The sequence below is a fragment of the Burkholderia sp. BCC1638 genome (assembly GCF_902833195.1).
Lineage (GTDB): Bacteria > Pseudomonadota > Gammaproteobacteria > Burkholderiales > Burkholderiaceae > Burkholderia > Burkholderia diffusa.
Genome location: NZ_CADFEC010000016.1, coordinates 56596 through 81822, shown reverse-complemented (window position 1 = coordinate 81822; position 25227 = coordinate 56596). Strand labels below are relative to the sequence as shown.

General features: G+C 67.7%; 20 protein-coding genes and 1 pseudogene. 11 read left to right on the top strand and 10 right to left on the bottom strand.

The features are described 5' to 3' along the window. Positions 1-87: 87 nt before the first annotated feature. On the top strand, positions 88-2193 hold the full coding sequence (locus tag HWX22_RS19625) for a TonB-dependent receptor (protein WP_175910428.1): 2106 nt from the start codon (positions 88-90) through the stop codon (positions 2191-2193). Between the two features lie 142 nt (positions 2194-2335). Here the strand turns inward: HWX22_RS19625 and HWX22_RS19620 are convergent, their stop codons facing one another. Further along, positions 2336-3682 carry an MFS transporter gene (locus HWX22_RS19620; RefSeq protein WP_175910426.1) on the bottom strand — a complete coding sequence of 449 codons (1347 nt, stop codon included), beginning with the start codon at positions 3680-3682 and terminating at the stop codon, positions 2336-2338. Between the two features lie 295 nt (positions 3683-3977). On the opposite strand from HWX22_RS19620, the gene HWX22_RS19615 reads away from it, so the two are divergent. From HWX22_RS19615 to HWX22_RS19595, 5 genes are all read left to right on the top strand, one after another. Then, on the top strand, positions 3978-5015 hold the full coding sequence (locus HWX22_RS19615; RefSeq protein WP_175910424.1) for a LacI family DNA-binding transcriptional regulator: 1038 nt from the start codon (positions 3978-3980) through the stop codon (positions 5013-5015). A 242-nt stretch (positions 5016-5257) separates the two neighbouring features. Further along, positions 5258-7039 (top strand): IlvD/Edd family dehydratase, encoded by a 1782-nt coding sequence (locus HWX22_RS19610; protein WP_175916229.1) that lies wholly within the window; start codon positions 5258-5260, stop codon positions 7037-7039. Between the two features lie 35 nt (positions 7040-7074). Next, positions 7075-8268: a fumarylacetoacetate hydrolase family protein gene (locus tag HWX22_RS19605; protein WP_175916228.1), complete on the top strand. Its 1194-nt coding sequence runs from the start codon at positions 7075-7077 to the stop codon at positions 8266-8268. Positions 8269-8414: 146 nt separating this feature from the next. Beyond that, complete coding sequence (locus tag HWX22_RS19600) at positions 8415-8585, top strand: hypothetical protein (RefSeq protein WP_162999306.1); 171 nt, start codon at positions 8415-8417, stop codon at positions 8583-8585. A gap of 145 nt (positions 8586-8730) precedes the next feature. After that, positions 8731-9129 carry a cupin domain-containing protein gene (locus tag HWX22_RS19595; RefSeq protein WP_175910417.1) on the top strand — a complete coding sequence of 133 codons (399 nt, stop codon included), beginning with the start codon at positions 8731-8733 and terminating at the stop codon, positions 9127-9129. Between the two features lie 52 nt (positions 9130-9181). Here HWX22_RS19595 and HWX22_RS19590 read toward each other — a convergent pair whose 3' ends face one another. Beyond that, complete coding sequence (locus HWX22_RS19590) at positions 9182-10057, bottom strand: aldo/keto reductase family oxidoreductase (RefSeq protein ID WP_059820061.1); 876 nt, start codon at positions 10055-10057, stop codon at positions 9182-9184. Between the two features lie 100 nt (positions 10058-10157). Here HWX22_RS19590 and HWX22_RS19585 point away from each other — a divergent pair, with 100 nt between their 5' ends. Continuing rightward, positions 10158-11087 carry a LysR family transcriptional regulator gene (locus tag HWX22_RS19585; protein WP_175910415.1) on the top strand — a complete coding sequence of 310 codons (930 nt, stop codon included), beginning with the start codon at positions 10158-10160 and terminating at the stop codon, positions 11085-11087. A 111-nt stretch (positions 11088-11198) separates the two neighbouring features. Then, positions 11199-12155, top strand: coding sequence for a mannuronate-specific alginate lyase (locus HWX22_RS19580; protein ID WP_175910413.1), 957 nt, complete (start codon positions 11199-11201; stop codon positions 12153-12155). Positions 12156-12182: 27 nt separating this feature from the next. Here the strand turns inward: HWX22_RS19580 and HWX22_RS19575 are convergent, their stop codons facing one another. The 5 genes from HWX22_RS19575 to xylA all read right to left on the bottom strand — a co-directional run bounded on the left by HWX22_RS19575 (position 12183) and on the right by xylA (position 18968). Further along, on the bottom strand, positions 12183-13382 hold the full coding sequence (locus HWX22_RS19575) for a sugar ABC transporter permease (protein WP_175910411.1): 1200 nt from the start codon (positions 13380-13382) through the stop codon (positions 12183-12185). Continuing rightward, a complete protein-coding gene (gene xylG, locus HWX22_RS19570; RefSeq protein ID WP_175910410.1) occupies positions 13379-14938 on the bottom strand; it encodes a D-xylose ABC transporter ATP-binding protein in 1560 nt (519 codons plus the stop codon). Before xylG ends, HWX22_RS19575 begins: the two co-directional genes overlap by 4 nt. A gap of 87 nt (positions 14939-15025) precedes the next feature. Further along, complete coding sequence (gene xylF, locus HWX22_RS19565; RefSeq protein WP_059536104.1) at positions 15026-16054, bottom strand: D-xylose ABC transporter substrate-binding protein; 1029 nt, start codon at positions 16052-16054, stop codon at positions 15026-15028. Positions 16055-16162: 108 nt separating this feature from the next. After that, a complete protein-coding gene (gene xylB / locus HWX22_RS19560; RefSeq protein WP_175910408.1) occupies positions 16163-17641 on the bottom strand; it encodes a xylulokinase in 1479 nt (492 codons plus the stop codon). 4 nt (positions 17642-17645) lie between these two features. Beyond that, positions 17646-18968: a xylose isomerase gene (xylA, locus tag HWX22_RS19555; RefSeq protein ID WP_175910406.1), complete on the bottom strand. Its 1323-nt coding sequence runs from the start codon at positions 18966-18968 to the stop codon at positions 17646-17648. Positions 18969-19231: 263 nt separating this feature from the next. On the opposite strand from xylA, the gene HWX22_RS19550 reads away from it, so the two are divergent. The 3 genes and pseudogenes from HWX22_RS19550 to HWX22_RS32015 form a co-directional block, all read left to right on the top strand. Further along, positions 19232-20425, top strand: coding sequence for a DNA-binding transcriptional regulator (locus HWX22_RS19550; RefSeq protein ID WP_175910404.1), 1194 nt, complete (start codon positions 19232-19234; stop codon positions 20423-20425). A gap of 27 nt (positions 20426-20452) precedes the next feature. Continuing rightward, on the top strand, positions 20453-21541 hold the full coding sequence (locus tag HWX22_RS19545) for an aldose epimerase family protein (RefSeq protein ID WP_175910402.1): 1089 nt from the start codon (positions 20453-20455) through the stop codon (positions 21539-21541). Positions 21542-21614: 73 nt separating this feature from the next. Continuing rightward, positions 21615-21761 (top strand): annotated as a pseudogene (locus HWX22_RS32015) (LacI family transcriptional regulator); the annotation flags it as partial. A 101-nt stretch (positions 21762-21862) separates the two neighbouring features. On the opposite strand, the gene HWX22_RS19540 reads toward HWX22_RS32015, so the two are convergent. From HWX22_RS19540 to HWX22_RS19530, 3 genes are read right to left on the bottom strand one after another with little or no spacing between them, the layout of a single operon-like run. Further along, positions 21863-23047 carry a porin gene (locus HWX22_RS19540; protein WP_175910401.1) on the bottom strand — a complete coding sequence of 395 codons (1185 nt, stop codon included), beginning with the start codon at positions 23045-23047 and terminating at the stop codon, positions 21863-21865. Positions 23048-23102: 55 nt separating this feature from the next. Then, positions 23103-23897 carry an ABC transporter substrate-binding protein gene (locus HWX22_RS19535; protein WP_059536085.1) on the bottom strand — a complete coding sequence of 265 codons (795 nt, stop codon included), beginning with the start codon at positions 23895-23897 and terminating at the stop codon, positions 23103-23105. Between the two features lie 53 nt (positions 23898-23950). After that, the gene (locus HWX22_RS19530) at positions 23951-25120 is read right to left on the bottom strand and encodes a M20 aminoacylase family protein (RefSeq protein WP_175910400.1); all 1170 of its coding nucleotides are present in this window, start codon (positions 25118-25120) and stop codon (positions 23951-23953) included. Positions 25121-25227 lie beyond the last annotated feature (107 nt).

Genomic DNA, 25227 nt, shown 5'->3' with positions numbered 1-25227 from the left:
TCGGCGCGAATGTACTGTTTGGGACATAGCCGTCGGCGCAAGGCCCATCCACCGTGCCCGAATGCAATCCACATCAAGGGACGGGGTATGAGCAGGAAGAACTGGGCGGCCGCACCGATGGCCATCGTCGTCGGCGCGGCCGGCCTGAGCACGGCCGACGCGCAGGAAGCAACGCTGCCCACCATCGAGGTCTCGGGGCAGCGCGCGAGCGCGCCGTTTCGCACGCGCGAATCGACGAGCGCGACGCGCAGCGAGGCAGACGTGATGGAGATTCCGTTCGCGGTCAGCAGCGTCGATGCGAAACTCGTGCAAACCGTCGCCGCGACACGCGGCGAGGACCTGTACGACTGGGTCGCGGGGGTCTCGCGGCAGAACAACTTCGGCGGCCTGTGGGACAACTACGCGGTGCGCGGCTTCGCCGGCGACGGCAATACGTCCGGCACCGACTACCTCGTCAACGGCTTCTCGTGGAACCACGGGATCAGCGTCCCGCGCGACACGGTCAACCTCGAGCGCATGGAAGTGCTCAAGGGGCCCGCGTCGGCGCTATACGGCCGCGGCGATCCGGGCGGGCTCATCAGCTATACGACCAAGCAGCCGCAGTTCGCGCGCTCGAACACCGTCGGCGTGTCGGCCGGCAGCTACGGCGCGTTGCGCGAAACCTTCGATTCAACCGGGCCCGTCACGAAGTCGCTCGCGTACCGCTTCGTCGCGATGAACGAGAACAACGGCAGCTTCCGCGATACGGTGTCGAGCAAACGCTACCTGTTCGCGCCGTCGTTCACGTGGGACATCGGCGCGGACACGACGCTCCACTACGAATTCGAGAGCGCACGCCAGCGCGCGCCGCTCGATCGCGGCGTGGTCGCGGTGGGCGGGCAGCTCGGCGCGATTCCGGCTTCGCGCTTTCTCGGCGAGCCCCGCGACGGCGACTTTGACGTGCGCAACACGGGCCACCAGTTCACGCTCGAGCATCGCATCGATGCCAGTTGGTCGATCAACGCCGGTTTCGCGCAGCGCACCACCGACCTGTCCGGACGATCGTCCGAGGCGTTCGCGCTGCAGTCCGACGGCCGCACGCTGTGGCGCCGCTACCGGCAAGTCGCGTTTCATTCGAACGATCTGCAAGGCCGCGTCGAGACGACCGGCGCGTTCCGCACCGGCGGCATCGGCCACACGCTCGTGCTGGGCGTCGATGCGTACCGCTTCAACTACGACCAGTTCGTCGCGCGCTCGACGCCCACTGCCGCCGCGCCGTATGCGATCGACATCTTCGATCCCGTCTACGGTCAGCCGGCCCCCGTACCGCGCACCGCGACCAATCTGCTCGAGCGCGACGACGGCCAGGGCCTCTACGCACAGGACACGCTCGCGTTCGGGCCGCACTGGAAAATCCTCGCGGGGCTGCGCTGGGATCGCTTTCACCAGTCGGTCGAGAATCGCCTGAAGGGCACGACGAGCAGCCAGTTGCAGACTGCATTGAGTCCGCGCATCGGCATCGTGTATGAAATGAGCCCCGCGTTTTCCGTGTATGCGAACACCGCGTATTCGTTCCGGCCGAACAACGGCGCCGACGTCGACGGCCGCGCGTTCGATCCGGAGAAGGGGCATGGCTATGAGGTCGGCGCGAAATGGGCCGGCGCACGCTGGCTCGCGACCGTCGCGGCATTCCACGTCAACAAGCGCAACGTGCTGACCGCCGACCCGGCCAATGCAGGCTTCTCGCGCGCGGCCGGCGAAGTGCGCAGCCGCGGCATCGAATTCGAATGGAACGGCGACCTCGGCCATGGCGTGCGCGGCCTCGTCAATCTTGCGTATGTCGATGCACAGGTCACACGCGATGCCGTACTGACACCCGGCGCGCGCCTCGTCGACATTCCGCGTCTGAGCGGCAGCGCGCTGCTCATGTACGAAACCAGCGTCCCGTTCGCGGACAAGGCCGGCGCCGGCGCCGGCGTGATCTACGTCGGGCGCCGGGCCGGCAACACCGCGAACACGCAGGACGGTTTCGAACTGCCGGCCTATGCGACCGTGCAGCTCAACGGCTACGTTCAGGTCAACAAGCACCTGCGTGCGTCGGTCGTGCTGAACAATTTGTTCAATCGCACTACTTACGTCAGTTCCTACAACAGCCTGTGGGTCACGCCTGGCGCGCCGCGCAGCCTGTTTGCGTCGCTGTCCTACGCGTTCTAGCCCGATTCGGTCGCTCGACGCGGCCGCGGCATTCAACTCGCCACTGGCGAGTCGAGTGGAAGACAGCGCATGCCGCATCGAATCGGGCAGACGGGGCAAAGGGCGAGCCATCTGCCCGTCTGCCCGGCCATCAGCAACGAACCTACTTCGCGGCCGGAGGAAACAGCACGCCGCGCGGAATCAACATGATCAGCACGCAACTGACCAGCAGGCAGGCGCCCAGCGCGTAGGTTCCGTTGTTGATGTTGCCGGTCATTTCCTTTGCGATGCCCGTGATCATCGAACCCGTGAAGCCGGACAGATTGCCCACCGAGTTGATCAGTGCAATGCCGGCGGCTGCGGCCGTGCCGGACAGTATCTGCCCCGGAAAGGTCCAGTAGATCGGCATCAGCGCCAGGATGCCGCACGTGGCGATGGTCAGGAACAGGATCGACAGCACCACGTTCTGTGCACATGCCGCGCTCGTGATCAGGCCGACGCCGCCGATCAGCGCGGGAATCGCGGCGTGCAGCCGGCGTTCGCCGGTCTTGCGCGAGTGCGCCGCGTTCCACACCATCGCAAAGATGGCCGTCAGATACGGAACGGCAGTCAGCAGACCGATATGCATCGGGCTGCGCACGCCCGACGCGCGAATGATCGACGGCAGCCAGAAGGCCAGCCCGTAGAAGCCGGTATTGAAGGTGAGCAGGATGAAGGTCAGCAGCCAGACGCGCGGGCTGCGCAACGCGGCACCCACGCCGTGCGACTTGTGCGCGGCCTCGGATTCGAGGTTGCGCGACAGCACCGCCTTTTCCTCGGCAGACAGCCACTTCGCTGACTGCGGGCCATCGCCGAGGCAGGCCAACACGATGAACGCCACCACGATCGACGGCAGGCCTTCGAGCAGCAGCATCCATTGCCAGCCGCTCATGCCTGACAAGCCGTGCGTCTGCTCCATCAGCCAGCCGGAAATGACACTGCCCAGCGTCAGGCTCAGCGGGATCGCCACCAGGAAGCCCGACATGGCCACGCTTTGGCGGCGCGCGGGAAACCAGTAATTCATGTACAGGATGACGCCCGGGAAGAAGCCGGCTTCGCACAGACCGAGCAGGAAGCGCAGCGTGTAGAACATGGTGGACGTCTGCACGTGAAAGAACTGCGCGAGCGGCACGATAAAGGCCATCGACGACGACACGATGCCCCATGTGATCATGATCCGCGCGATCCAGAAGCGTGCGCCGTAGCGGTGCAGCAGCAAGTTGCTCGGCATCTCGAACAGGAAATAGCCCCAGAAGAAAACGCTGGCGCCGAGCGCGTAGACGCTGTCGCTCAGGCTCAGGTCATCGAGCATCTGCAGCTTGGCGAAACCCACGTTGACGCGGTCCAGGTAGGCCACGACGTAGCAGAGCAGCAGCAACGGCAGGATGCGCCGCATGACCTTGCGGTAGAGGGCGTCTTCGGACGAGCCGACCGCGGCCGGTGCGGCGGCGGTCTGCGTGAGGGATGGCATCGGTTTGTCTCCTGATTGTGTAGGACTTCTTCGTGCCGGCGGATTCGCTAAGGAACTGATGCGTCTATGTTACCGATAACATTCCCGCCCAAAAAAAGGCGCCGATCTGGCGACGGGCGCAACCGGCGGCTTGATACCGGTAACAGTTTTGAAGGTAGCATGCCGCGACAACCGTGCTCAAGTCCCGATCGACAAGTGGTTTCCCTAGTGCCGCGCGAATCACCGGCGCGCGGCGGCGGCGCGCACGGCACCGGTATCATGTAGCCTTTCCCGGTTTCTCCCGATCGCGATTCCCATGCCCAGCCCCACCGCCGTCCGGCCTGCCGGACCGCCCCGCATGTCCGATGTAGCGCGCCTGGCCGGCGTATCGAAGATGACCGTCTCGCGCGTGCTGGCCGGCCACAGCGTGGCCGCCGAGACGCGCGAACGGGTCTGCAGGGCCATCGATCAGCTCGGTTACGTGGCCGACGCCGCCGCAGGTGCGCTGTCGTCCGGGCGGTCGGAATTTGTCGCGGTGCTGGTGCCGTCGCTGTCGAGTTCCAACTTCTCCGACACTGTGCGCGGCCTGACCGACGCACTCGAGCCGCATGGCCTGCAACTGCTGCTCGGCGACACCGACTATGACCTGGCGCGGGAAGAACGGCTGGTACGCTCCATGCTGCGTCACCAGCCGCGCTGCATCGCGCTGACGGGGGCGCAGCACACCGATGCGACGCGCACGGTGCTGGCACGCTCGGGCATCCCCGTGGTCGAGATGTGGGACCTGCCCACGCATCCGATCGATACCGCGGTGGGCTTCTCGAACGTGCGCGCCGCACGCGCGATGGTGCGCCATCTGGCCGAGCGCGGCTACGAGCGCATCGGCTTTCTCGGCGGCGCCAGCGCACTGGACCGCCGCGGGCTGGACCGGCTCAAGGGATACCAGGCGGAGATCAAGGCGCTGGGGCTGGGCGAGCCGCGCGTCGTCCGACTGGGCGAATCGCCGATCACCATGAGCCACGGCGGGCCCGCCATGGCGGCACTGCTGGAGACGTGGCCGGACACCACCGCGGTCATGTGCGTGAGCGACATGTCGGCGTTCGGCGCAATCATGGAATGCCATCGACGCGGACTGTCCGTGCCCGCGGACATGGCCGTGGCCGGCTTCGGGAACTTCGAAGTGGCGACATGCTGCCACCCGACCATCACCACGGTGTCGGTCGACGCCTACGGCATCGGCCTGCGCACGGGCGAGGCTCTGCTCGCGGCGCTGCAGGCACGCGACGGCGGCGAACGGATCGAGCCGCACTGCATCCGCGTCGACTACACGATCGTCGCGCGGGAAAGCGCCTGACGAGCCGACTGCCGGACCTGTCGTCCTTCACGAGAAGCGGCGGCGTCCGATGCGCAACGTGCGCGACGTCATGGAGGCACCTCCTCCCTCCTCCGTCGCCGCACGTTCCCCACCGCCTGCACCCACCCACACGCAAAATTCCCTTCCGCGACGCAAAAACCCCGTGCTAACATGCCCCGAATGTTACCGGTAACTATCCGGCACAAAAAACCGGACACGGCCCTATTCGGAGACAACCCGCCATGCCGCAAACCCCTCGCCGCCTGCGCAGCCAGGAGTGGTTCGACGACCCCGCACACGCAGACATGACCGCGCTCTACGTCGAGCGATTCATGAACTACGGGTTGACGCGTGAGGAATTGCAGTCGGGCCGTCCCATCATCGGCATCGCGCAGACGGGCAGCGACCTGGCGCCGTGCAATCGCCACCACATCGAACTGGCCGAACGCACCAAGGCGGGCATTCGCGACGCGGGCGGCATTCCGATGGAATTCCCCGTGCATCCGCTGGCCGAGCAAAGCCGCCGGCCCACCGCGGCACTCGACCGCAACCTGGCGTATCTCGGGCTGGTGGAAGTCCTGCATGGCTTTCCGCTGGACGGCGTGGTCCTGACGACCGGATGCGACAAGACCACCCCCGCCTGCCTGATGGCCGCGGCCACCGTGGACATGCCCGCCATCGTGCTGTCGGGCGGACCGATGCTCGACGGCTGGCACGAGGGCAAGCGCGTCGGCTCGGGCACGGTGATCTGGCACGCCCGCAATCTGCTGGCCGCCGGCGATATCGACTACGAAGGTTTCATGCAGCTGACCACGGCATCGTCGCCGTCGATCGGCCACTGCAACACCATGGGCACGGCGCTGTCGATGAACAGTCTGGCCGAGGCGCTCGGCATGTCGCTGCCGGGATGCGCGAGCATTCCCGCCGCCTACCGCGAGCGCGGCCAGATGGCTTACGCGACGGGCAAGCGCGCCGTCGAGCTCGTCCGGGAAGACCTGCGCCCGTCGAAGATCATGACGCGCGCGGCCTTCGAGAATGCCATCGTCGTCGCCTCCGCGCTCGGCGCATCGACCAACTGCCCGCCGCACCTGATCGCCATCGCGCGCCACATGGGCGTGGCACTGAGCCTGGACGACTGGCAGCGTTTCGGCGAATCCGTGCCGCTGCTCGTCAACTGCATGCCGGCCGGCGAATACCTCGGGGAGAGCTTCCACCGCGCCGGCGGCGTGCCCGCCGTGCTGCGTCAACTCGATGCGGCCGGCCTGCTGCGGCGCGACTGCCTGACCGTGTCCGGCCGCGCGATCGGCGAGATCGCCGACGCGGCGCAGCAGGCCGACCGCGACGTGATCCGCACGCCCGACGAGCCACTCAAGCATGGCGCCGGTTTCATGGTGCTGTCCGGCAACTTCTTCGACAGCGCGATCATGAAGATGTCGGTTGTCGGCGAGGCCTTCCGGCAGACCTACCTTGCGGAGCCAGGCGCGGAGAACACCTTCGAGGCACGCGCCATCGTCTTCGATGGCCCCGAGGACTACCACGCCCGCATCAACGACCCTCGGCTCGACATCGACGAACGCTGCATCCTGGTGATCCGGGGCTGCGGCACGGTCGGCTACCCGGGCAGTTCGGAAGTCGTCAACATGGCGCCGCCCGCCAATCTGGTGAAGCGTGGCGTGACGTCGCTGCCATGTCTCGGCGATGGACGCCAAAGCGGCACATCGGCCAGCCCGTCGATCCTGAACGTATCGCCGGAAGCGGCCGTCGGCGGCGGCCTGGCCCTGCTGCGCACGAACGATCGCATCCGCGTGGACCTGAATCGCCGCAGCGTCGACCTGCTCGTCGACGCAGAAGAACTCGCGCGCCGCCGCGAGACCGCAAGCTTCACCGTGCCGCAGGCGCAAACGCCGTGGCAGGCGCTCTATCGCCAGTTCGTGGGCCAGTTGTCCACCGGCGGCTGCCTCGAACCGGCCACGCTCTATCTGAAGGTCATCGAGCAGCGCGGCAACCCGCGCCATTCGCACTGATCCAACCGCCCACGACTCTTGCCGAGCTGACGACCATGCGTATTCCTTCCGTTTCCGACTGCCTGCCGCACGACCTTGCGCAGGCCCTGCTGATCGGCCGTGTCTGGCGGCACGACGGCGCCCACGCGGGCCCGAGCGTCGTCGCCGTGCGTGGCGGCGACGTGTTCGACATCACGCGCATCGTGCCGACCACCGCGGACCTGTTCGACCGCCCCGACGCAGTCGACATCGCCCGCACCGCCCCCGGCGAATCGCTCGGCCGCGTCGAGCCGCTGTTGCAGGCGGCGCTGGACGGCGCGTCCGGCGCCCTGTGCCTGCTCGCTCCGTGCGACGTGCAGGCCATCAAGGCGTGCGGCGTGACCTTTGCCGTCAGCCTTATCGAACGCGTGATCGAAGAACAGGCCGGCGGGGATCCTGCCAAGGCGAGGGAAGTACGCGAAACCATCGCCGCGACCATCGGCACCGATCTGTCGAAGATCGTCCCCGGTTCGGACGCCGCCATGCGCCTGAAGGCGGAACTCGAGCGCCGCGGCGCGTGGTCGCAATACATGGAAGTCGGCATCGGCCCGGATGCCGAGGTGTTCTCCAAGTCGCAGCCCATGTCCGCGGTGGGCTTCGGCGCGGACGTGGGGCTGCTGCCCGGATCGGTGTGGAACAATCCGGAGCCGGAGATCGTGCTGGCGGTCGGCAGCGACGGCCGGCCAGTCGGCGCCACGCTCGGCAACGACGTGAATTTGCGCGACATAGAAGGCCGCTCGGCGCTGCTGCTCGGCAAATGCAAGGACAACAACGGTTCGTGCGCGATCGGCCCGTTCGTGCGGCTCTTCGACGGCGGCTTCACGTTGGACAGCGTGCGGCAGGCCAGCGTGTCGCTGCGCGTCGACGGCGCGGACGACGACTTCGTCCTCGACGGCATCAGCCACATGCGCGAGATCAGCCGCGACCCGGCCGATCTCGTCGCGCAGACCTGCGGCGCGCATCACCAGTATCCGGACGGCTTCATGCTGTTCCTGGGCACGATGTTTTCGCCGATCCAGGACCGCGACGCGCCCGGCGGCGGATTCACGCATCACCTGGGCGACCGCGTCACCATCTCCACGCCCGCGCTCGGCGCACTCGTCAACGTCGTGCGGCTTTGCACGGAGATCGCGCCGTGGACCTTCGGCGTGCGCGCGCTGTACGCCAATCTGGCCGCACGCGGCCTGCTCGATGCCGCGGCATGCCGTTGAGCCGATAGACCGCATGCCGCCCGAGCCCGGCACGACGCAGCCGAACCGGGAACGAAATATGCGCGCATCCCGGTTTGCCGGTTGCACGGCAGGTTTTGCAACGCAGGCAACCGGCGTCATGACCCGCAATTACAAGGAGAAAAGCGATGACTCTGCTTATCTACCTGCTCGGATGGATCATTTTCATCGCCGGCGTGGCATGGGGCCTGATGACGCTGCACGTGTCGCAACACATCATCGAGATCGTCGCCGTCATTCTGTTCGGCATCGCGGTGATCACGGGCGCGACGCGCGCCCGCAATCGCGACCGGACGTAGCCCCTGAACGCCGCCGGATGCCGCATGCGTTCAGGCGTCGTGCAGCGCGGCGGCCGCGTCAATATAATCGGCTTTCCCGACGAATCGATGATCGGCGACGTGCCGGTTTCGATCGTGTATTCGTACCGCCGAATCTGGAGCCGAGATGACCCTCCCCGCCGTTCCGTTTGCCGAATCGTTCGACCTCGAGGCTGCCTTCGCCGATGTATCGGAGTACTGGTCGCCGAAGGTCGTCGCGCAGGTCAACGATCAGTACGTGAAAGTCGCCAAGGTGCGCGGCCAGTTCGTGTGGCACGACCATGCGCATGAAGACGAGCTGTTCTTCGTCGTGCGCGGCCACCTCAGGATCGAGTATGAAGGCGGCCGCGCCGTCGACTTGCCCGCCGGCTCGATGCACGTCGTGCCGCGCGGCACGCAGCACAATCCGGTCGCCGACGACGAATGCTGGGTCGTGCTGATCGAGCCCGTGCAGACGAAACACACCGGCGACGTCCAGTCGCCGCTGACCCGGACGATCGACGAGCAGCTGGGTCAGGCGCGCTGAGTCCCGTGCCGGCGTCGCTTCGGCCACCCGCCCCGCGACGGCCGCACCGGGTTCAACCGCGGGCGGACGCGACGCCGTCGAGTTCGCGCACGGCATCCTCCGGCAACGCCAGCGCGCCGGCGGCGAGATTCTCGCGCAGATGCGCGACCGACGACGTTCCCGGAATCAGCAGGATGTTCGGCGCGCGGCGCAGCAGCCACGCGAGCGCGGTCTGCATCGGCGTCGCGCCGAGCCGCGCGGCAACGGTGTCGAGCGCGGACGACTGCAACGGATTGAAGCCGCCGAGCGGAAAGTACGGTACGTAGGCGATGCCGTCGCGGGCAAGCGCATCGACGAGATCGTCGTCGTCCCGGTGCGCGAGGTTGTAGTGGTTCTGCACGCAGACGATGTCGCAGATCCGGCGCCCTTCCGCGACCTGCGCGGCCGTGACGTTGCTCAGCCCGATGTGCCGCACGAAGCCTTGCCGCTGCAGTTCGGCCAGTGCGGACAGCGGCGCCTCGATCGAGCCCTCGGCCGGGCCGTGCGTGTCGAACATGATCCGCAGATTGACCACGTCGAGCACGTCGAGACCGAGGTTGCGCAGGTTGTCCTGCACGGCGGCGGCGAGCGCTTCGGCCGAGAATGCCGGCAGCCACGAACCGTCTTCGCCGCGCCTCGCGCCGATCTTGGTCACGATGAGCAGATCGTCGCGATACGGATGCAACGCTTCGCGAATCAGCCGGTTCGTCACGTGCGGGCCGTAGAAGTCGCTCGTGTCGATGTGGTCGACGCCCGATGCAACGGCTTCGCGGAGAACGGCAAGCGCCGCATCGCGGTCCCGGGGCGGGCCGAACACGCCGGGACCGGCGAGCTGCATCGCGCCATACCCGATGCGGTGAACGCGGCGGCCCGCGATGGAAAACGTGCCGGACTGGACGACGGGGGACATGATTGTGCTCCTGTGGCGAATGAATGAGCCGCAGGTTACGCCGCGACGCGCTGCGCGATAACCGGTCATAATCCGCACGACCTGTACGAAAGGGCGAACAATGCAAGTCGATCTGGGCGATCTGAACGCGTTCGTGGCGGTGGCGCGCGCGAAAGGCTTTCGTGAAGGTGCGCGCACGACTGGTGCGAGCGCGTCCGGCCTGAGCGAAGCGGTGCGCCGGCTGGAGGCGCAACTCGGCGTGCGGCTGCTGCACCGCACGACGCGCAGCGTGGCGCCGACCGAAGCCGGCGAGCGCCTGCTCGCGCGGCTCGCGCCGGCGCTGGGCGAGGTGGAGGCGGCGCTCGACGTCGTCAATACGTTTCGGGAGCGGCCGGTCGGCACGCTGAAGCTCAACGTACCGACGAGCGCGGCGCGGCTCGTGCTGCCGTCGATCGTCCCGCGCTTTCTCGACGCGTATCCGGAGATCCGGCTCGAGATCGTGGCGGACGAAAGCTTCGTCGATATCCTCGCGGCCGGCTGCGACGCGGGCATCCGTTACGACGAGCGCCTCGAACAGGACATGATCGCCGTGCCCATCGGCCCGCGTTCGCAACGCTTCGCCACCGCCGCGGCGCCCGCCTACCTCGACCGTCGCGGCCGTCCCGCCCATCCGCGCGAACTGCTCGATCATGCTTGCCTGCGCGGCAGGTTCGCGAGCGGCGCGATGCCGGCGTGGGAATACGAGCGCGCCGGCGAAGTGGTCCGCGTGGAGCCGTCCGGGCCGCTCGTCGTGCAGATCGGCGGCGCCGTCGATCTCGTCGTGGATGCCGCCTGCGCGGGGCTCGGCATCGTGCATCTTTACGAAGACTGGCTTCGTCCGCATCTCGCGAGCGGCGCGCTCGAGCCCGTGCTCGATGGCTGGTGGCGGCCGTTTTCCGGCCCGTATCTGTACTATCCGGGGCGGCGTTTCGTGCCGGCTCCGCTGCGGGCCTTCGTCGATTTCATCAAGGCGGATGTCGAGCAACAGCCGTTCATCGAGAAAGGCGGATGAAAGACCTCGACGCTAGACTGCGTGCGGCACGTCCGTCGCGTAAGCGGGCGGGGCTCGCCGCTCGGCCCGCCACGGCCTGCGTGCCCTTTCACCGTCATCGACGAGGCTCGCATGCGCCATCCGACGAAACGCCCGCTGTTCGCCATGCTGCTGGCTGCCGCCGCACTGTCGTGCGCCGTGTCGCCTGCGCGCGCGTGCGACCCGCCCGCCCCCGTCACGCGCATCGATCCCCCCGGCTACTACGACGATGCAGCCGGCTATGCGCGCGCGGTGAAGCCGATGCGCGATTTCATCGCGCGGCTCAATGTGTCGGCTGACAACGGCGACTGGTCGTGCGCGGTGATGCTGCTCGAAAGCTGGGCGCAAGCCGACGCGCTGATGGGGCCGATCTCCGGTTATCAGGGCTATTACGAGCGTTCGTGGGCCGGCACCGACTTCGCGATGGTGATCCTGCGCATGCCGCGCGACGTGCGCGACGCGAACCGCGCGCGGCTCGATGCAATCGGCCCGTGGCTCGAACGGATCGCGATCGCCACCCGCGATTCGGAGGCGATCAACCATCTGCACAACAATCTCGTGTACTGGGCCGGGCTCGACCTGATCGCGATCGGCACCGTGACGAACAACGCAAACCTCGTCGATTCGGGGCTGCTGAGAGTGCGCGAGGGCATTCGCGACATCGGCCCCGACGGTGCGCTCGCGCGCGAAGTGAAACGCGGCAACCGCGCGCTGCACTACCACACGTTCGCGCTGCTGCCGCTCGTGTTCGCGGCCGAACTCGTGCAACGGCGCCATATCGATCTCTATCGGGAAAACGATGGCGCGATCGGCCGTCTCGCGAATCTCGTGATCGACGCGGTGGACGATCCCGCGAGCTTCACGAAAATCACGCCGATCCGCCAGGACCTGTTCCCGTGGACGCTGCGCGACGAGCTCGCGTGGGTCGAACCGTACTACGCGCGCTTCGGCGATCGCCGCCTGCCGGCGATCATTGCACCGCGCCGCCCGTTCAGCGAATGGCGGCTCGGCGGCAACGTAACGGCGGCGTGGGGCGCGCCGCTGCGCTAAGCGGCAAGCGCCTCCACGAAGACAGCCTCACCGCCGGTTCGAACGCGACACGACGTCGATCCACACCGCCAGCACCAGCACCGCGCCCTTGACGATCATCTGCCAGTACGCGTCGACATCGAGCATCGACATTCCGTTGTCGAGGCTCGCCATCACGAGCGCACCGATCAGCGCGCCATAGACGGTGCCCGACCCGCCGCGCATCGACGTGCCGCCGATGAAGCATGCGGCGATCGCGTCGAGCTCGCCCATCGTGCCGGCCGACGGCGAGCCGGCCGCGAGCCGCGCGGTGTTGACGATGCCCGCGAACGCGCACATCAGCCCCATCAGCGCGAAGATCGCGAGCTTCACACGATCGGTGTCGACGCCCGATAGCCGCGTCGCCTCCAGGTTCGAACCCACCGCATAAATGCGCCGGCCGAACACGGTCTGCGTCGCGATCCACGAGAACGCGCCGAGCAGCGCGAGCAGCAGCAGCACGGGTACCGGGATGCCGCCGTAGCGGTCGAGCGTCGCGACGAACGCGAACAGCACCGCGCCGGCGCCGACGAGTTTCGCGACGTCCTGCCACAGCGGCGCGACCGCGAGCCGATAGCGGTGCCGCGTGCCGCGCTGCCGGATGACCAGCAGCGCGACGAGCGCGAACAGCAGCACCGCGAGGCCGTCGCCGGCCGCGCGCGGCAGATAGCCCTGCCCGAGGAACACGAAGCCGTCGGACACCGGCGCGATCGTCGAGCCGCCCGTCACGCCGAGCAGGATGCCGCGGAACGCGAGCATCCCGCCCAGCCCGACGATGAACGACGGCACGCGCCGGTAGGTCGACCACCAGCCGTTGAACAATCCGACCAGCACGCCGAGCGCGAGCACGGCCGGCACCGTCGCGGCCACGGGCCAGTGGCGATTGACGTCGAGGATCGCCGCAATGCCGCCGAGCAGCCCGAGCAGCGAGCCGACCGACAGGTCGATCTCGCCCGCGATGATCACGAACACCATCCCGCATGCGAGCATCCCGGTGATCGACATCTGCCGCAGCAGGTTCGACACGTTGCGCGGCGTGACGAACGCGCCGTCGGTCAGCACCGAGAAAAACACCCAGATCGCCGCGACCGCGAACAGCAGTGCAAGCACCTTGTAGCGCACGAAGATCTGTCGAAGTGGATGGCGATGCGTGCGGCGCGCGTCGGCGTCCGGCGGCACGGCGGAAGAGGAGGAAAGTTCGCTATTCATGTGGCACTCGCTGCAATGGGTTCGGCCGGCTGCCGCGCGGGCTTCAGCGCGGCGCCGAGTATCTGTTCCTGCGTGAGACCGTCGTTGACGAAATCGCCGCGCAGCTCGCCTTCGCCGATCACGAGCACGCGATCGGCGAGCCCGAGCACTTCCGGCAACTCCGACGACACGACGATCAGCGCGACGCCGCGTTGCGCGAGCGCGAAGATCAGCCGGTAGATCTCGGCCTTGGCGCCCACGTCGACACCGCGGGTCGGCTCGTCGAGGATCAGCACCTGCGGGTCGGCCAGCAGCATCCTGGCGAGCACCGCCTTCTGCTGGTTGCCGCCGGACAGGCTCGCGATCGGCAGGAACGGATGCGCGGCACGCACCGACAGCCGCTGCATCTCGGTGCGGATCGCGTCGAGTTCGGCGGCCGCGTCGATCCGCCCGTGGGCGGCGAACCGGCGCAGCACCGACAACGTGATGTTGTGGCCGACGCCGAGCTGCGGCACGATCCCGTGACGCTTGCGGTCCTCCGGCACCATCGCGATGCCCGCGCGAATCGCATCGGCCGGCGAACGGATCGCGAGCGGCCGACCGTTCATCCGCACCGTCGCCGCGCTCGCGCCCGGATACGCGCCGAAGATCGCCTGCATCAGCTCGGTGCGGCCCGCGCCGACGAGCCCGGCGACGCCGAGAATCTCGCCGCGCCGCACGCTGAACGACACGTCGTCGACGCGCTTGCGGCGCGGGTTCGCCACGTCGTGACAGGTGACGTTGCGCGCTTCCAGCACGACGTCGCCGATCTCGTGCGGCTCGCGCGGATACAGGTTGCGGATCTCACGGCCGACCATCATCGCGATGATCCGGTCGGTCGTCATCCCGCGCATCGGCTCGGTCGCCACGTGGCGGCCGTCGCGGATCACGGTCACGGTGTCGCACACCGCGTCGACTTCATCGAGCTTGTGCGAGATGTACACGCATGCGACGCCGCGGCGCTTCAGGTCGCGCACGATGTCGAGCAGGATGCGCGTCTCGGCCGCACTCAGCGACGACGACGGCTCGTCGAGGATCAGCAGCTTCGCGCGCTTGTTCAGCGCCTTCGCGATCTCGATCAGCTGCTGATGGCCGCCGCCGTAGTTCATCACCGGCTGCGCGACGTTGATCGCGTCGATACGCAGCTCGCGCAGCAGTTCCTCGGAACGCCGCACCATCTCCGCGTAGTGCATGCGCCCGCCGGGCAGCGTGATCTCGTTGCCGAGGAAAATGTTCTCCGCGACCGACAGCTCGGGCACGAGCATCAGTTCCTGGTGGATGATCACGATGCCCGCACGCTCGGTATCGCGCACGCCGGACGCGACGAGCGGCGCGCCTTCCCAGCGGATCTCGCCATCCCACGTGCCGTGCGGGTAGACGCCCGACAGGACCTTCATCAACGTCGACTTGCCGGCGCCGTTCTCGCCGCACAGCCCGACGCACTCGCCGGGGCGCACGGTCAGATCGATTCCGTCGAGCGCCTTCACGCCATCGAATGCCTTGACGATGCCGCGCATCGTCAGCAAGGGTTCGGTCATACGTTCATTGCCTCGCAGTGAGCATGCGGCCGGCCACACCTGGCCGGCCGCACCTAGCCGGCCGCATGCATCCTGCCCGTCGTGCCGTTACTGGCTCGCGAGCTGGGCCTGGGTATAGAAGCCGTCCTTCACGACGACGTCGACGTTGCGCTTGGTCAGCAGCGTGGGCTGCAGCAGCACCGTGTCGACCTTCTTCTTCCCGTTGTCGTACTGCGCGTTGAACGCGGGCTTCGTGCCCTTCGCGAGATCGACCGCGAGCTTCGCGGCTTCGCTCGCGATCAGCTTCAGCGGCTTGTAGACGGTCATCGTCTGCGTGCCGGCGATCACGCGCTTGACCGCCGCGAGGTCCGCGTCCTGCCCGGACACCGGCACCTTGCCGGCCAGGTGCTGCGCGGCGAGCGCCTGGATCGCGCCGCCCGCGGTGCCGTCATTCGACGCGACGATCGCGTCGATCCGGTTGTTGTTTGCGGTGAGCGCATCCTCGACGATGCGCAGCGCGGTCGATGCGCTCCATTCGGGCACCCACTGCTGGCCGACGACCTTGATGTCGCCGCGATCGATCGCCGGCTTCAGCACCTTCAACTGGCCCTCGCGCAGCATCTTCGCGTTGTTGTCGGTCGGCGCGCCGCCGAGCAGGAAATAGTTGCCCTTCGGTTTTGCATCGAACACGCCCTTGGCCTGCAGTTCGCCGACCTTCTCGTTGTCGAACGAGATGTACGCGTCGACGTCCGCATCGAGGATCAGACGGTCGTACGACACAACCTTGATGCCGGCCTTCCTCGCTTCGGCGACGACGTTGCCGAGCGTCTTCGAATTGAACGGCACGATCACGATCACGTCGACGCCGCGCGAGATCAGGTTCTCGATCTGCGAAATCTGCCGCTCCTCGCTCGCATCGGCCGACTGCACCGACACCTTCGCGCCGAGCTTCGTCGCGGCCGCGACGAAATAGTCGCGATCGCGCGACCAGCGCTCGACGCGCAGGTCGTCGATGCAGAAGCCGATCTCGGGCTTGTCCTTGCTCGCATGCGCGAGCGGCGCGCCGAGCGCGAAGAGCGCCAGCGCTGCCGCGCCGGCAAGGGAACTCAATACGGTACGACGCGTCACGGATTTCATGTCTCCACTCCTTGTTATTGGACAACTCACGAACACCGGGCGGCCGCGGAAATGCGCCGCCCTCATCGAGTCACTGCAAAGCACGGGATCGCGTCGGCGAAGCGCCGGTCACGCGCCCGTCGCAAACACCGGCTCGAGCGCGCGGTAAAGCGCGCGAAACGTCGGCCGCCGCGCATCGCGATACCACGCGTGTCGCGCGGGATCGGGCTCGCGCACCGCGACGATCGGCGGCTGCGGACACACGTCGTCGAGCGACGCATCCGGTTCGAGCGCGAGACGCGCGAGCCGTGCGGCACCGAGCGCCGGGCCGACCTCGCCGCCCGCGCGCAGCGTCAGCGCGCGACCGCTCAGGTCGGCGAGCATCTGCGTCCAGTACGCGCTGCGCGAGCCGCCGCCGATCACCGTGATACCCTCGGGCGCCAGTCCGGCCGCATGCAGCGCGTCGATGCCGTCGAGCAACGCGAAGCCGACGCCTTCGAGCGTTGCGTTCGCGAGATCCGCGCGCTGCGTGTCGGGCGTGAGCCCGTAAAACACGCCCTTCGCATTCACGTCGTTGTGCGGGGTGCGCTCGCCGCTCAGGTAAGGCAGGAACCACGGGCGGCTGGCGCGTGCGTTCGCCTCGGCATCGGCGAGGAGTGCGGCAACGCCGTCGTAACCGGCCAGTTGCGCGGTGAAGTCGATGCAGCCGGCCGCGTTCAGCATCACCGACATCAGATGCCAGGTATCGGGCAGTGCGTGGCAGAAGCTGTGCACCGCCGATTCGGGATTCGCGCGAAACCCGTCCGACACCGCGAAATAAACGCCCGACGTGCCGAGCGACAGCAACGCGTCGCCGGGCCGCACGACCCCGACGCCCACCGCGCCGGCCGCGTTGTCGCCGCCGCCGGCCACCACCGGAATCTCGCGCAGCCCGAGCGCGCGCGCGACGGCCGGCAGCAGCGTGCCGGTCACGCGGTTGCCCTCGAACACGGCCGGCATCTGCGCGCGCGACAGCTCGCACGCGGCGAGCAGCGTATCGTCGTAGTCGCGCTTCGCGACGTCGAGCCAGAGCGTGCCGGCGGCATCCGACGGATCGGTCGCGAACGCGCCGGTCAGCCGGTAGCGCAGGTAATCCTTCGGCAGCAGCACGTGTGCGATGCGCGCGAACACGTCGGGCTCGTGGCGACGCACCCACAGCAGTTTCGGCGCGGTGAAGCCCGGCATCGCGACGTTGCCCGTCACCGCGCGCAGCGCGGGTACGAGCCGCTCGAGTTCCGCGCACTCCGCGTCCGCACGGCCGTCGTTCCACAGGATCGCGGGGCGCAGCACGTCGCGGTGCGCATCGAGCAGCGTCGCGCCGTGCATCTGCCCGGTCAGTCCCAGCGCGTCGATGTCGCGCGGATCGATGTCGGCCGCGCGTGCCTCATCGACAACCGCGGCCAGCGCGCCGCACGCGGCGTCCCACCAGTCGCGCGGCACCTGTTCGGACCAGCGCGGCCGCGGGCGGCTCACCGTCAGCGGCCGGCTCGCGCTCGCCCGCACCACACCGTCGCGGTCGAGCAGCACCGCCTTCACGCCCGACGTGCCGAGATCGAGTCCGATATACATGGCGTCAGCGCAGCCCGTAGATCGCCTGGTTCACGATGTTCTCGAGCCGCTCCTGCGCGCCGCTCACATGCCGCGGGTCCACGCCGCGCGCGAGCGCGTCGTCCGCGAGCGACTGCAGCGTATAGCCGCCCGACAGTATCTTGCGGCCGAACGCGTCGTCCCACTGCGCGTAGCGCTGCCGGCGCAACGCATCGAGCCGGTCGTTCTCGACCAGCACGGCCGCACGTTCGAGCGCGAGCGCGAGCACGTCGATCGCGCCGACGTGGCCGTAGAACAGGTCTTCCGGATCGATGCTCTGGCGCCGCACCTTCGCGTCGAAGTTCATCCCGCCGGTCGTGAAGCCGCCGTGGCGCAGGATCTCGTAGAACGCGAGCGTCAGTTCCTCGACGCTGTTCGGGAACTGGTCGGTGTCCCAACCGTTCTGCGGATCGCCGCGGTTCGCGTCGACGCTGCCGAACACGCCGAGTGCGAACGCGTTCGCGATCTCGTGATGGAACGAGTGACCGGCGAGCGTCGCATGGTTTGCCTCGATGTTGACGCGAATCTCGTTCTGCAGTCCGTACTGCACGAGGAAGCCGTGCACGGTCGCGACGTCGTAGTCGTACTGATGCTTGGTCGGCTCCTGCGGTTTCGGCTCGATCAGCAGCGCACCCTTGAAGCCGATCCGGTGCTTGTGCTCGACGACCATCGACAGGAAACGCGCGAACTGATCGCGCTCGCGCTTCAGGTCGGTATTGAGCAGCGTCTCGTACCCTTCGCGGCCGCCCCACAACACGTAGTTCTCGCCGCCGAGCCGGTGTGTCGCGTCGAGCGCGTGACACACCTGCGTCGCGGCCCACGCGAACACGTCGGGGTTCGGATTCGTCGCGGCGCCCGCCGCGAAGCGCGGGTGCGAGAACAGGTTCGCCGTGCCCCACAGCAGCCGCACGCCGCTCGCCTGCTGGCGCTCGCCGAGATAGTCGACCATCCGTGCGAAATTGGCCGCGTACTCGCGCAGGCTGCCGCCTTCCGGCGCGACGTCGGTGTCGTGGAACGTGTAGAAAGGCGTGCCGAGCTTCGTGAAGAACTCGAATGCCGCATCGGCCTTCATTCGCGCACGTTCGAGCGCGTCGCCCGGCTGCTGCCACGGCCGCCGGAACGCGCCCTGCCCGAAGATGTCGTGCCCCGGCCATACGAACGTGTGCCAGTAGCAGACCGCGATCCGCAGATGCTCGGCGAGCGTCTTGCCGAGCACACGTTTCTCGGGGTCGTAATAGTGGTACGCCAGCGGGTTGTCCGACTGCGGACCTTCGTAGCGAATGGCGGGAATGTGTTCGAAATACGACATGGTGTCTCCGTGCTGGGTCTTGTTGCAACGCAACGCGCATCGCGATGACGCACGCGGCCGAATCCGGTTGGCTGGATCGTGCCCGCGCGACTGCCGGCCGGCAATTGCGAAATTGCGCAGCACGCTTAACGTTTCTTGCCAGCCGCTGCGCGCGGGGTGCGTTCCGTCCTACAATCGCCGGACACCAGAGAACCGCGCGGCACCGCCCGCGCGCCCCGGAGACAATGGCGAGACGCCCGAGCGGCGCCCACCCTGAGACCGACATGACCCGTGCCTCTTCCGCCCAGACGCCGCACCGCATCGCGCTGTTGTTCAACGCGAACAAGGTCTACGACCGCGAGATCATCAGCGGCATCGGCCAATACCTGCACACGACGCGCGTCGTGTGGGACCTGTTCCTCGAAGACGACTTCCGCTGCCGGCTCGCCGGCATCGAACGCTTCGACGGCGACGGCATCATCGCGGACTTCGACGATCCGGCCGTCGCCGACGCGCTCGCCGGCTCGCCGCTACCGATCGTCGCGGTCGGCTCGTCGTACGAGGATCCAGCGCAGTACCCGGACGGCGTCCCATATATTGCGACGGACAACCCGAAACTCGTGTCGCTCGCCTATACGCACCTGATCGGCGCGGGGCTCGCGCATTTCGCGATGTACAGCCTGCCGGTCGCGCAGGAGAACCGCTGGGCGCAGCAGCGTGAGCTCGCGTTCGACCGGCTCGCGCGCGCGGACGGGCTCGACGCGCCGATCTACCGCGGCGTGTCGACGAGCGCATCGGGCTGGAATCACGCGATCGAGCAGCTGATCGGCTGGCTGCATGCGCTGCCGAAGCCCGTCGGCGTGATCGCGGTCACGGATGCGCGCGCGCGGCATCTGCTGCAGGCGTGCCTGCTCGCCGGCATCGCGGTGCCGGAACAGGTCGCGATCATCGGCATCGACAACGATCCGCTCACGCGCACGCTGACGCGCATTCCGCTGTCGTCGGTGATCCAGGGCACCGAGGAAATGGGCCGCACCGCCGCGCACCTGCTGCACCGGATGCTGCGCGGCGCAAGGTTTCCCGGGCAGCGCATCCTCGTGCCGCCGGTCGGCATCAACGTGCTCGAATCGACGCGCCACCAGCCGCTCGCGAGCCCGCACGTGATGCGCGCCCGGCATTTCATCCGGCAGTACGCGTGCCAGGGGATCAAGACCGAACAGGTCGCCGACTATGTCGGCGTGTCGCGCTCGCTGCTCGAAGAGCACTTCCGGCGCGAACTGCAGCGCACCGTGCACCAGGAAATCCTGCGTCACAAGATCGAGGCTGCGCAGGCGCTGCTCGCGAGCCGCAATGCGTCGAGCGCGGAAGTCGCGATCCGCTGCGGCTTCACGTCGCTGCAATACATGTACGCGGTGTTCCGCCGCGAACTCGGCTGCACGCCGCGCGAGTATCAGGAACGCGCGGCATCGGCTCACTGAATTCACCGCTCACGAGCGAACCCACACATGCATATCGACACCGACTCCCCCCGCCCGGCATCCGACGTCGGCCGCATTCCGTCCGAACCGTGGGGCACTCTGCCCGGCGGCGACCCGGTGCGGCGCTACACGCTGCGCAACGCGCACGGCATGCGCGTCGTCGTCAGCGATCTCGGCGCGACCGTCGTGTCGTGGCTCGCCCCCGACCGCACCGGGCGCTTCGCCGATATCGTGCTGGCGCACGACACGCCGGCCGAGTACCTCGAATCGGGTGCGTACCTCGGCGCGACGGTCGGCCGCTGGGCCAACCGGATCGCGGACGCGCGCTTCACGCTCGACGGCATCGATTACACGCTCGACCGCAACGAGAACGGCAATCTGCTGCACGGCGGCGCAAGCGGCTTTCATCGCGCGCGCTGGGACGTGATCGACGACCGCGGCGAGCTGACGCTGCGGCTCGATTCACCGGAAGGCGATGCGGGATTCCCCGGCAACGTGAGCGTGCAGGTGCGCTACGTGCTCGACGACGACGGCACGCTGACGATCGACTATTCGGCACGAACCGATGCGCCGACCCCGCTGAACCTCACGAATCACAGCTACTTCAACCTCAGCGGACGCACGGGCAGCGACGTGCGCGGCCACCTGCTGCAGGTCGACGCCGACGCGTTCGTCGAAGTCGACGACGCGCTGATCCCGACCGGCACGGCCGACGTGACCGGCACCGCGTTCGATTTCCGGCAGAGCGCGCCGATCGGCGCCCGCCTCGACTGGCCGCATGCGCAGCTCGCGCGCGGGCGCGGCTTCGACCACTGTTACGTGCTGCGCGACCCTACGCGCGGCGTGCGGCCCGTCGCATCGATCTACGATCCGGAAAGCGGTCGGGAGCTCACCGTGTCGACGGATCAGCGCGGGCTGCAGCTCTATACGGGCAACTATCTGGATGGCGTGCGTGTGGGCGGCGGCATCCCGTGCGTGCGGCATGCGGCGCTGTGCGTCGAAGCCGGGTTCTATCCGAACCAGGTCAACATGGACGCGTTGCGCGACGAAACCATCCTTCATCCGGGCCAGACCTATCGCCAGACGACCCGGTATCGGGTCGGCATTCGCGGATAGCAGGCAGCGCACGCGTTCTTTGCGTCGGCGTCGGCGGCTGCGCGACGCTCGTGCAGCGTTGCCCGCCCGGCCAGTGCGGTTTCCGACGTCACAGATCGCCGCGCGGGCGATCGCGCTGACGCTCAACATGATCGACGGGGTCGAGCCGGCTGCGGCGGTGCATACGATCGGGGCGCCGGAGCGCGTCGTGCGGGAATCGACGGGGGTGGCGCGGGGTTGACTCACGGAGCGCGCCGCGTCGACGTCGCGCACCGGCCGGCCGTTCACGCATTCGCGGCTCTGCATGAATGGCCGGCCGTCCCGCTTTCGATCCCGATCCGGTCAGAACTTGTGCCGAATCCCCGCATGCACCATCAACTGCTTCGACGTCGACGACAGATCGGCCGCCCCCGGGACATATGCCTGGTCGAGCGACGAGCCGGTCGCGTCACCGGCAACCCGCTGGTATGCGCCCATCAGATAGACGTCAGTGCGCTTCGACAGGTTGTAGTCCGCCATCAGCCCGATCGAATGGATCTTCGGTTTCGCGCTGCCCGTGGTCGCGTCGTAGCGCACGGTCGTATACACATACTGCCCGCCCACGAAGAACGCCGGCGTGAACTGGTATTTACCGTTCACTTCGAAGTTCTGATACTTGATCGCCGTGACCGTCCCGCCCGCGAGCGGCCCCGTCACCGGTTCGATCGTCTCGTCGCCGAACAGGTAGCCGACGTTCGCGGTCGGCCGCGTGACGTTGCTGTTCGTATAGGCAAACCCGACCGTCGCGGGCCCTGCCGTGTAGTTGACGCCCGCCCCGAAGATCCGCAGCCGCGCCGACGCGAAGTTCGCATCCGCGCCGACCGACCCCGAGCCCGCGATCGCGCCGCCGGCCGTCGCGCCCGGGTTGTCCGCATTCAGGAACGCCGCGCCGACGAGCAGGCCGCCCTGCTCGTACTGCGCGCCGACGCTCCACTGCCGGTTGTTCGCGAATCCGGTGTCGTTGCTGAAGCTGTACGTGCCGCCGAACGAGAAGCCGGCAAAATCCGGGCTCGCGTACTTGACCGTGTTGTTCACGCGAAACGTATTGCCGGTATTGTCGTTGTCGAGCGGATGCGAGAACGGATAGACACCCCAGTTGCCATTCGCGGTCGTCGGCGCGAGATAGTCGACGACCGAGTCATATTGCCGGCCGAGCGTCAGCGTGCCGAAGCGCGCGCTGCCGAGCCCGACGTAAGCCTGCCGCCCGAACATGCGGCCGCCCTGCGCGAGCGTGCCGTTGTTCACGTTGAAGCCGTTCTCGATCTGGAACAGCGCGCTGTAGCCGCCGCCCAGATCCTCGGACCCTTTGAGACCCCAGCGGCTGCCCTGCGCGAAGCCGCTCGCCATCTGCCATGCGCCGTGGCCACCGACGTTGTTCGTGTAGTCGATGCCCGCGTCGATCAGCCCGTACAGTGTGACGCTGCTCTGCGCGAAGGCCGGCGCAGCACAAAGTGCCGGCATCGCGACGAAAAACAATCTCCAGTTCATTCGTTTTCCTTATTGGTATGATGGTCGCTACCCGCTCGATACGGGTCGGCGCGGCTTACTTCGTGCCGTAGATGTCGAAGTCGAAGTACTTGCGGTTGATCCGCTGATACGTGCCGTTCGCGAGGATCGCCGCCAGCGCGCGGTTGAATGCATCGCGCAGGTCGGTGTCCTGCTTGCGCAGCCCGAGGCCATCGCCCTGCCCGAAATACTTCGCGTCGTCGATCGCCGCGCCGACGAACATGAAATCCTTGCCCTGCGGCTTCTTCAGGAAGCCGTCGCTCGCCGCGATCGACGCCTGGAACGCCGCGTCGAGCCGCCCGGTCACGAGATCGGCATAGACCTGATCCTGGTTCTGGTACGACTCGATCTGCACGCCCGCCGGCTGCCAGTTCGCGATCGCATAGTCGGCCTGCGCGGAACCCTGCTCGACGCCGACCCGCTTGCCCTTCAGCGACGCAGCCGTCGGCAGCAGCGGCGAACCCTTGCGCGCGATCAGCCGCGCCGGCGCATTCGAGATCCGGTTGGTGAACGCGATCTGCTGCATCCGCTTCGGCGTGATCGTCATCGACGACGCGATCACGTCGAACTTGCGCGCGAGCAGCCCCGGAATCATCCCGTCGAAACTCGACTCGACCCACACGCAGCGCGCATGCAGCTCCGCGCACAACGCGTTCGTGATGTCGATCCCGAAGCCGGTCAGCGTGCCGTCGGGCTGCTTGTATTCGAGCGGCGGATACGTGGGATCGACCGCGAGGCGGATCTCCTTGCCCGTCCAGTCGCCGGCATGCGCGACGCCTGCCACCGTCGTTGCCGTCAGCGCCACCGCAAGCGCCGCCATCCACTGTTTCATTGCCAGTCTCCTTGTTTCCATCGTTGAAGGTAAATCGAATCGGCCCGGCCGCCTCACGCGAGGTAGCGCTCGGCGAGCGCGATCCAGTAACTCGCGCCCGTCGCGAGACACGCATCGTTGAAGTCGTAGCCGGGGTTGTGCAGCCCGCAGCCGGCCGCGCCGTCGCCGTTGCCGATCGACAGGTAGCTGCCCGGGCAGACGTCGAGCATGAACGCGAAGTCCTCGCTCGCCGCGATCGGACGCAGGTGCGGAATCAGCGCATCGTCGCCGCCCCATTCGCGCGCGACGTCGCGGGCGAACGCGGTTTCCGCCGCGTGATTGACGAGCACAGGATAGCCGTGGCGATAGTCGATCTCGGCCGTCGCGCCGTAGCTGTCGGCTTGCCCGTGCACGATCGCGCGAATGCGCCGTTCGAGCAGCGCGCGCACGTCCGGCGACAGCGCCCGCACGCTCAGTTCCAGATCCGCATGCGGCGGAATCACGTTCGATGCGGTGCCTGCATGAATCGAGCCGGTCGTGACGATCGCCAGTTCCTGCGGATTCACGTTGCGCGACACGACCGTCTGCAACGCCATCACGATCGATGCGCAGACCACCACCGGATCGATCGTCGTGTGCGGCGCCGCGCCATGGCCACCTTGCCCGGTCACGCGCACACGCACCTCGTCGGCCGACGCCATCGCCGCGCCGTCGCAGAAGCCGAGCACGCCCGCCGGTAGCCCCGGCACGTTGTGCATCGCAAACACGGCATCGCACGGAAACTGCGTGAACAGCCCGTCGTCGATCATCCGCTTCGCGCCGCCGAGCCCTTCCTCCGCCGGCTGGAAAATCAGGTTCAGCGTGCCGCTGAAACGTCCGCGCTCCGCGATGCAGCGGGCGGCCGCGAGCAGCATCGCGGTATGGCCGTCGTGGCCGCACGCATGCATCACGCCGTCGCGCCGGCTCGCATGCGGCAGCCCGGTCGTCTCGCGGATCGGCAGCGCATCCATGTCCGCGCGCAGCCCGAGCCGCTTCCCCATGCCGCGCGTGAGCGTGCCGACCACCCCCGTGCCGCCGAGCCCGCGCGTGACGCGATAACCCCATGTTGTCAGGCAATCGGCGACGAGTTCGCTCGTCGCGTGTTCCTCGAACCCGAGCTCCGGATGCGCATGCAGCCGGTGGCGCAACGCGATCATTTCCGTCTCGATGACCGCCATTTCAGGCGGAATGCGTGCTCGATCCAACCCCGTTACTCCTGGATGCGTGTCGGCTGTCGATCGCCGGGATGGCGGATCGTGGCGAAATCGTAGGCAGCGAAAAAACCGGCGAACAGCCGCAGTTTCGTTATGAT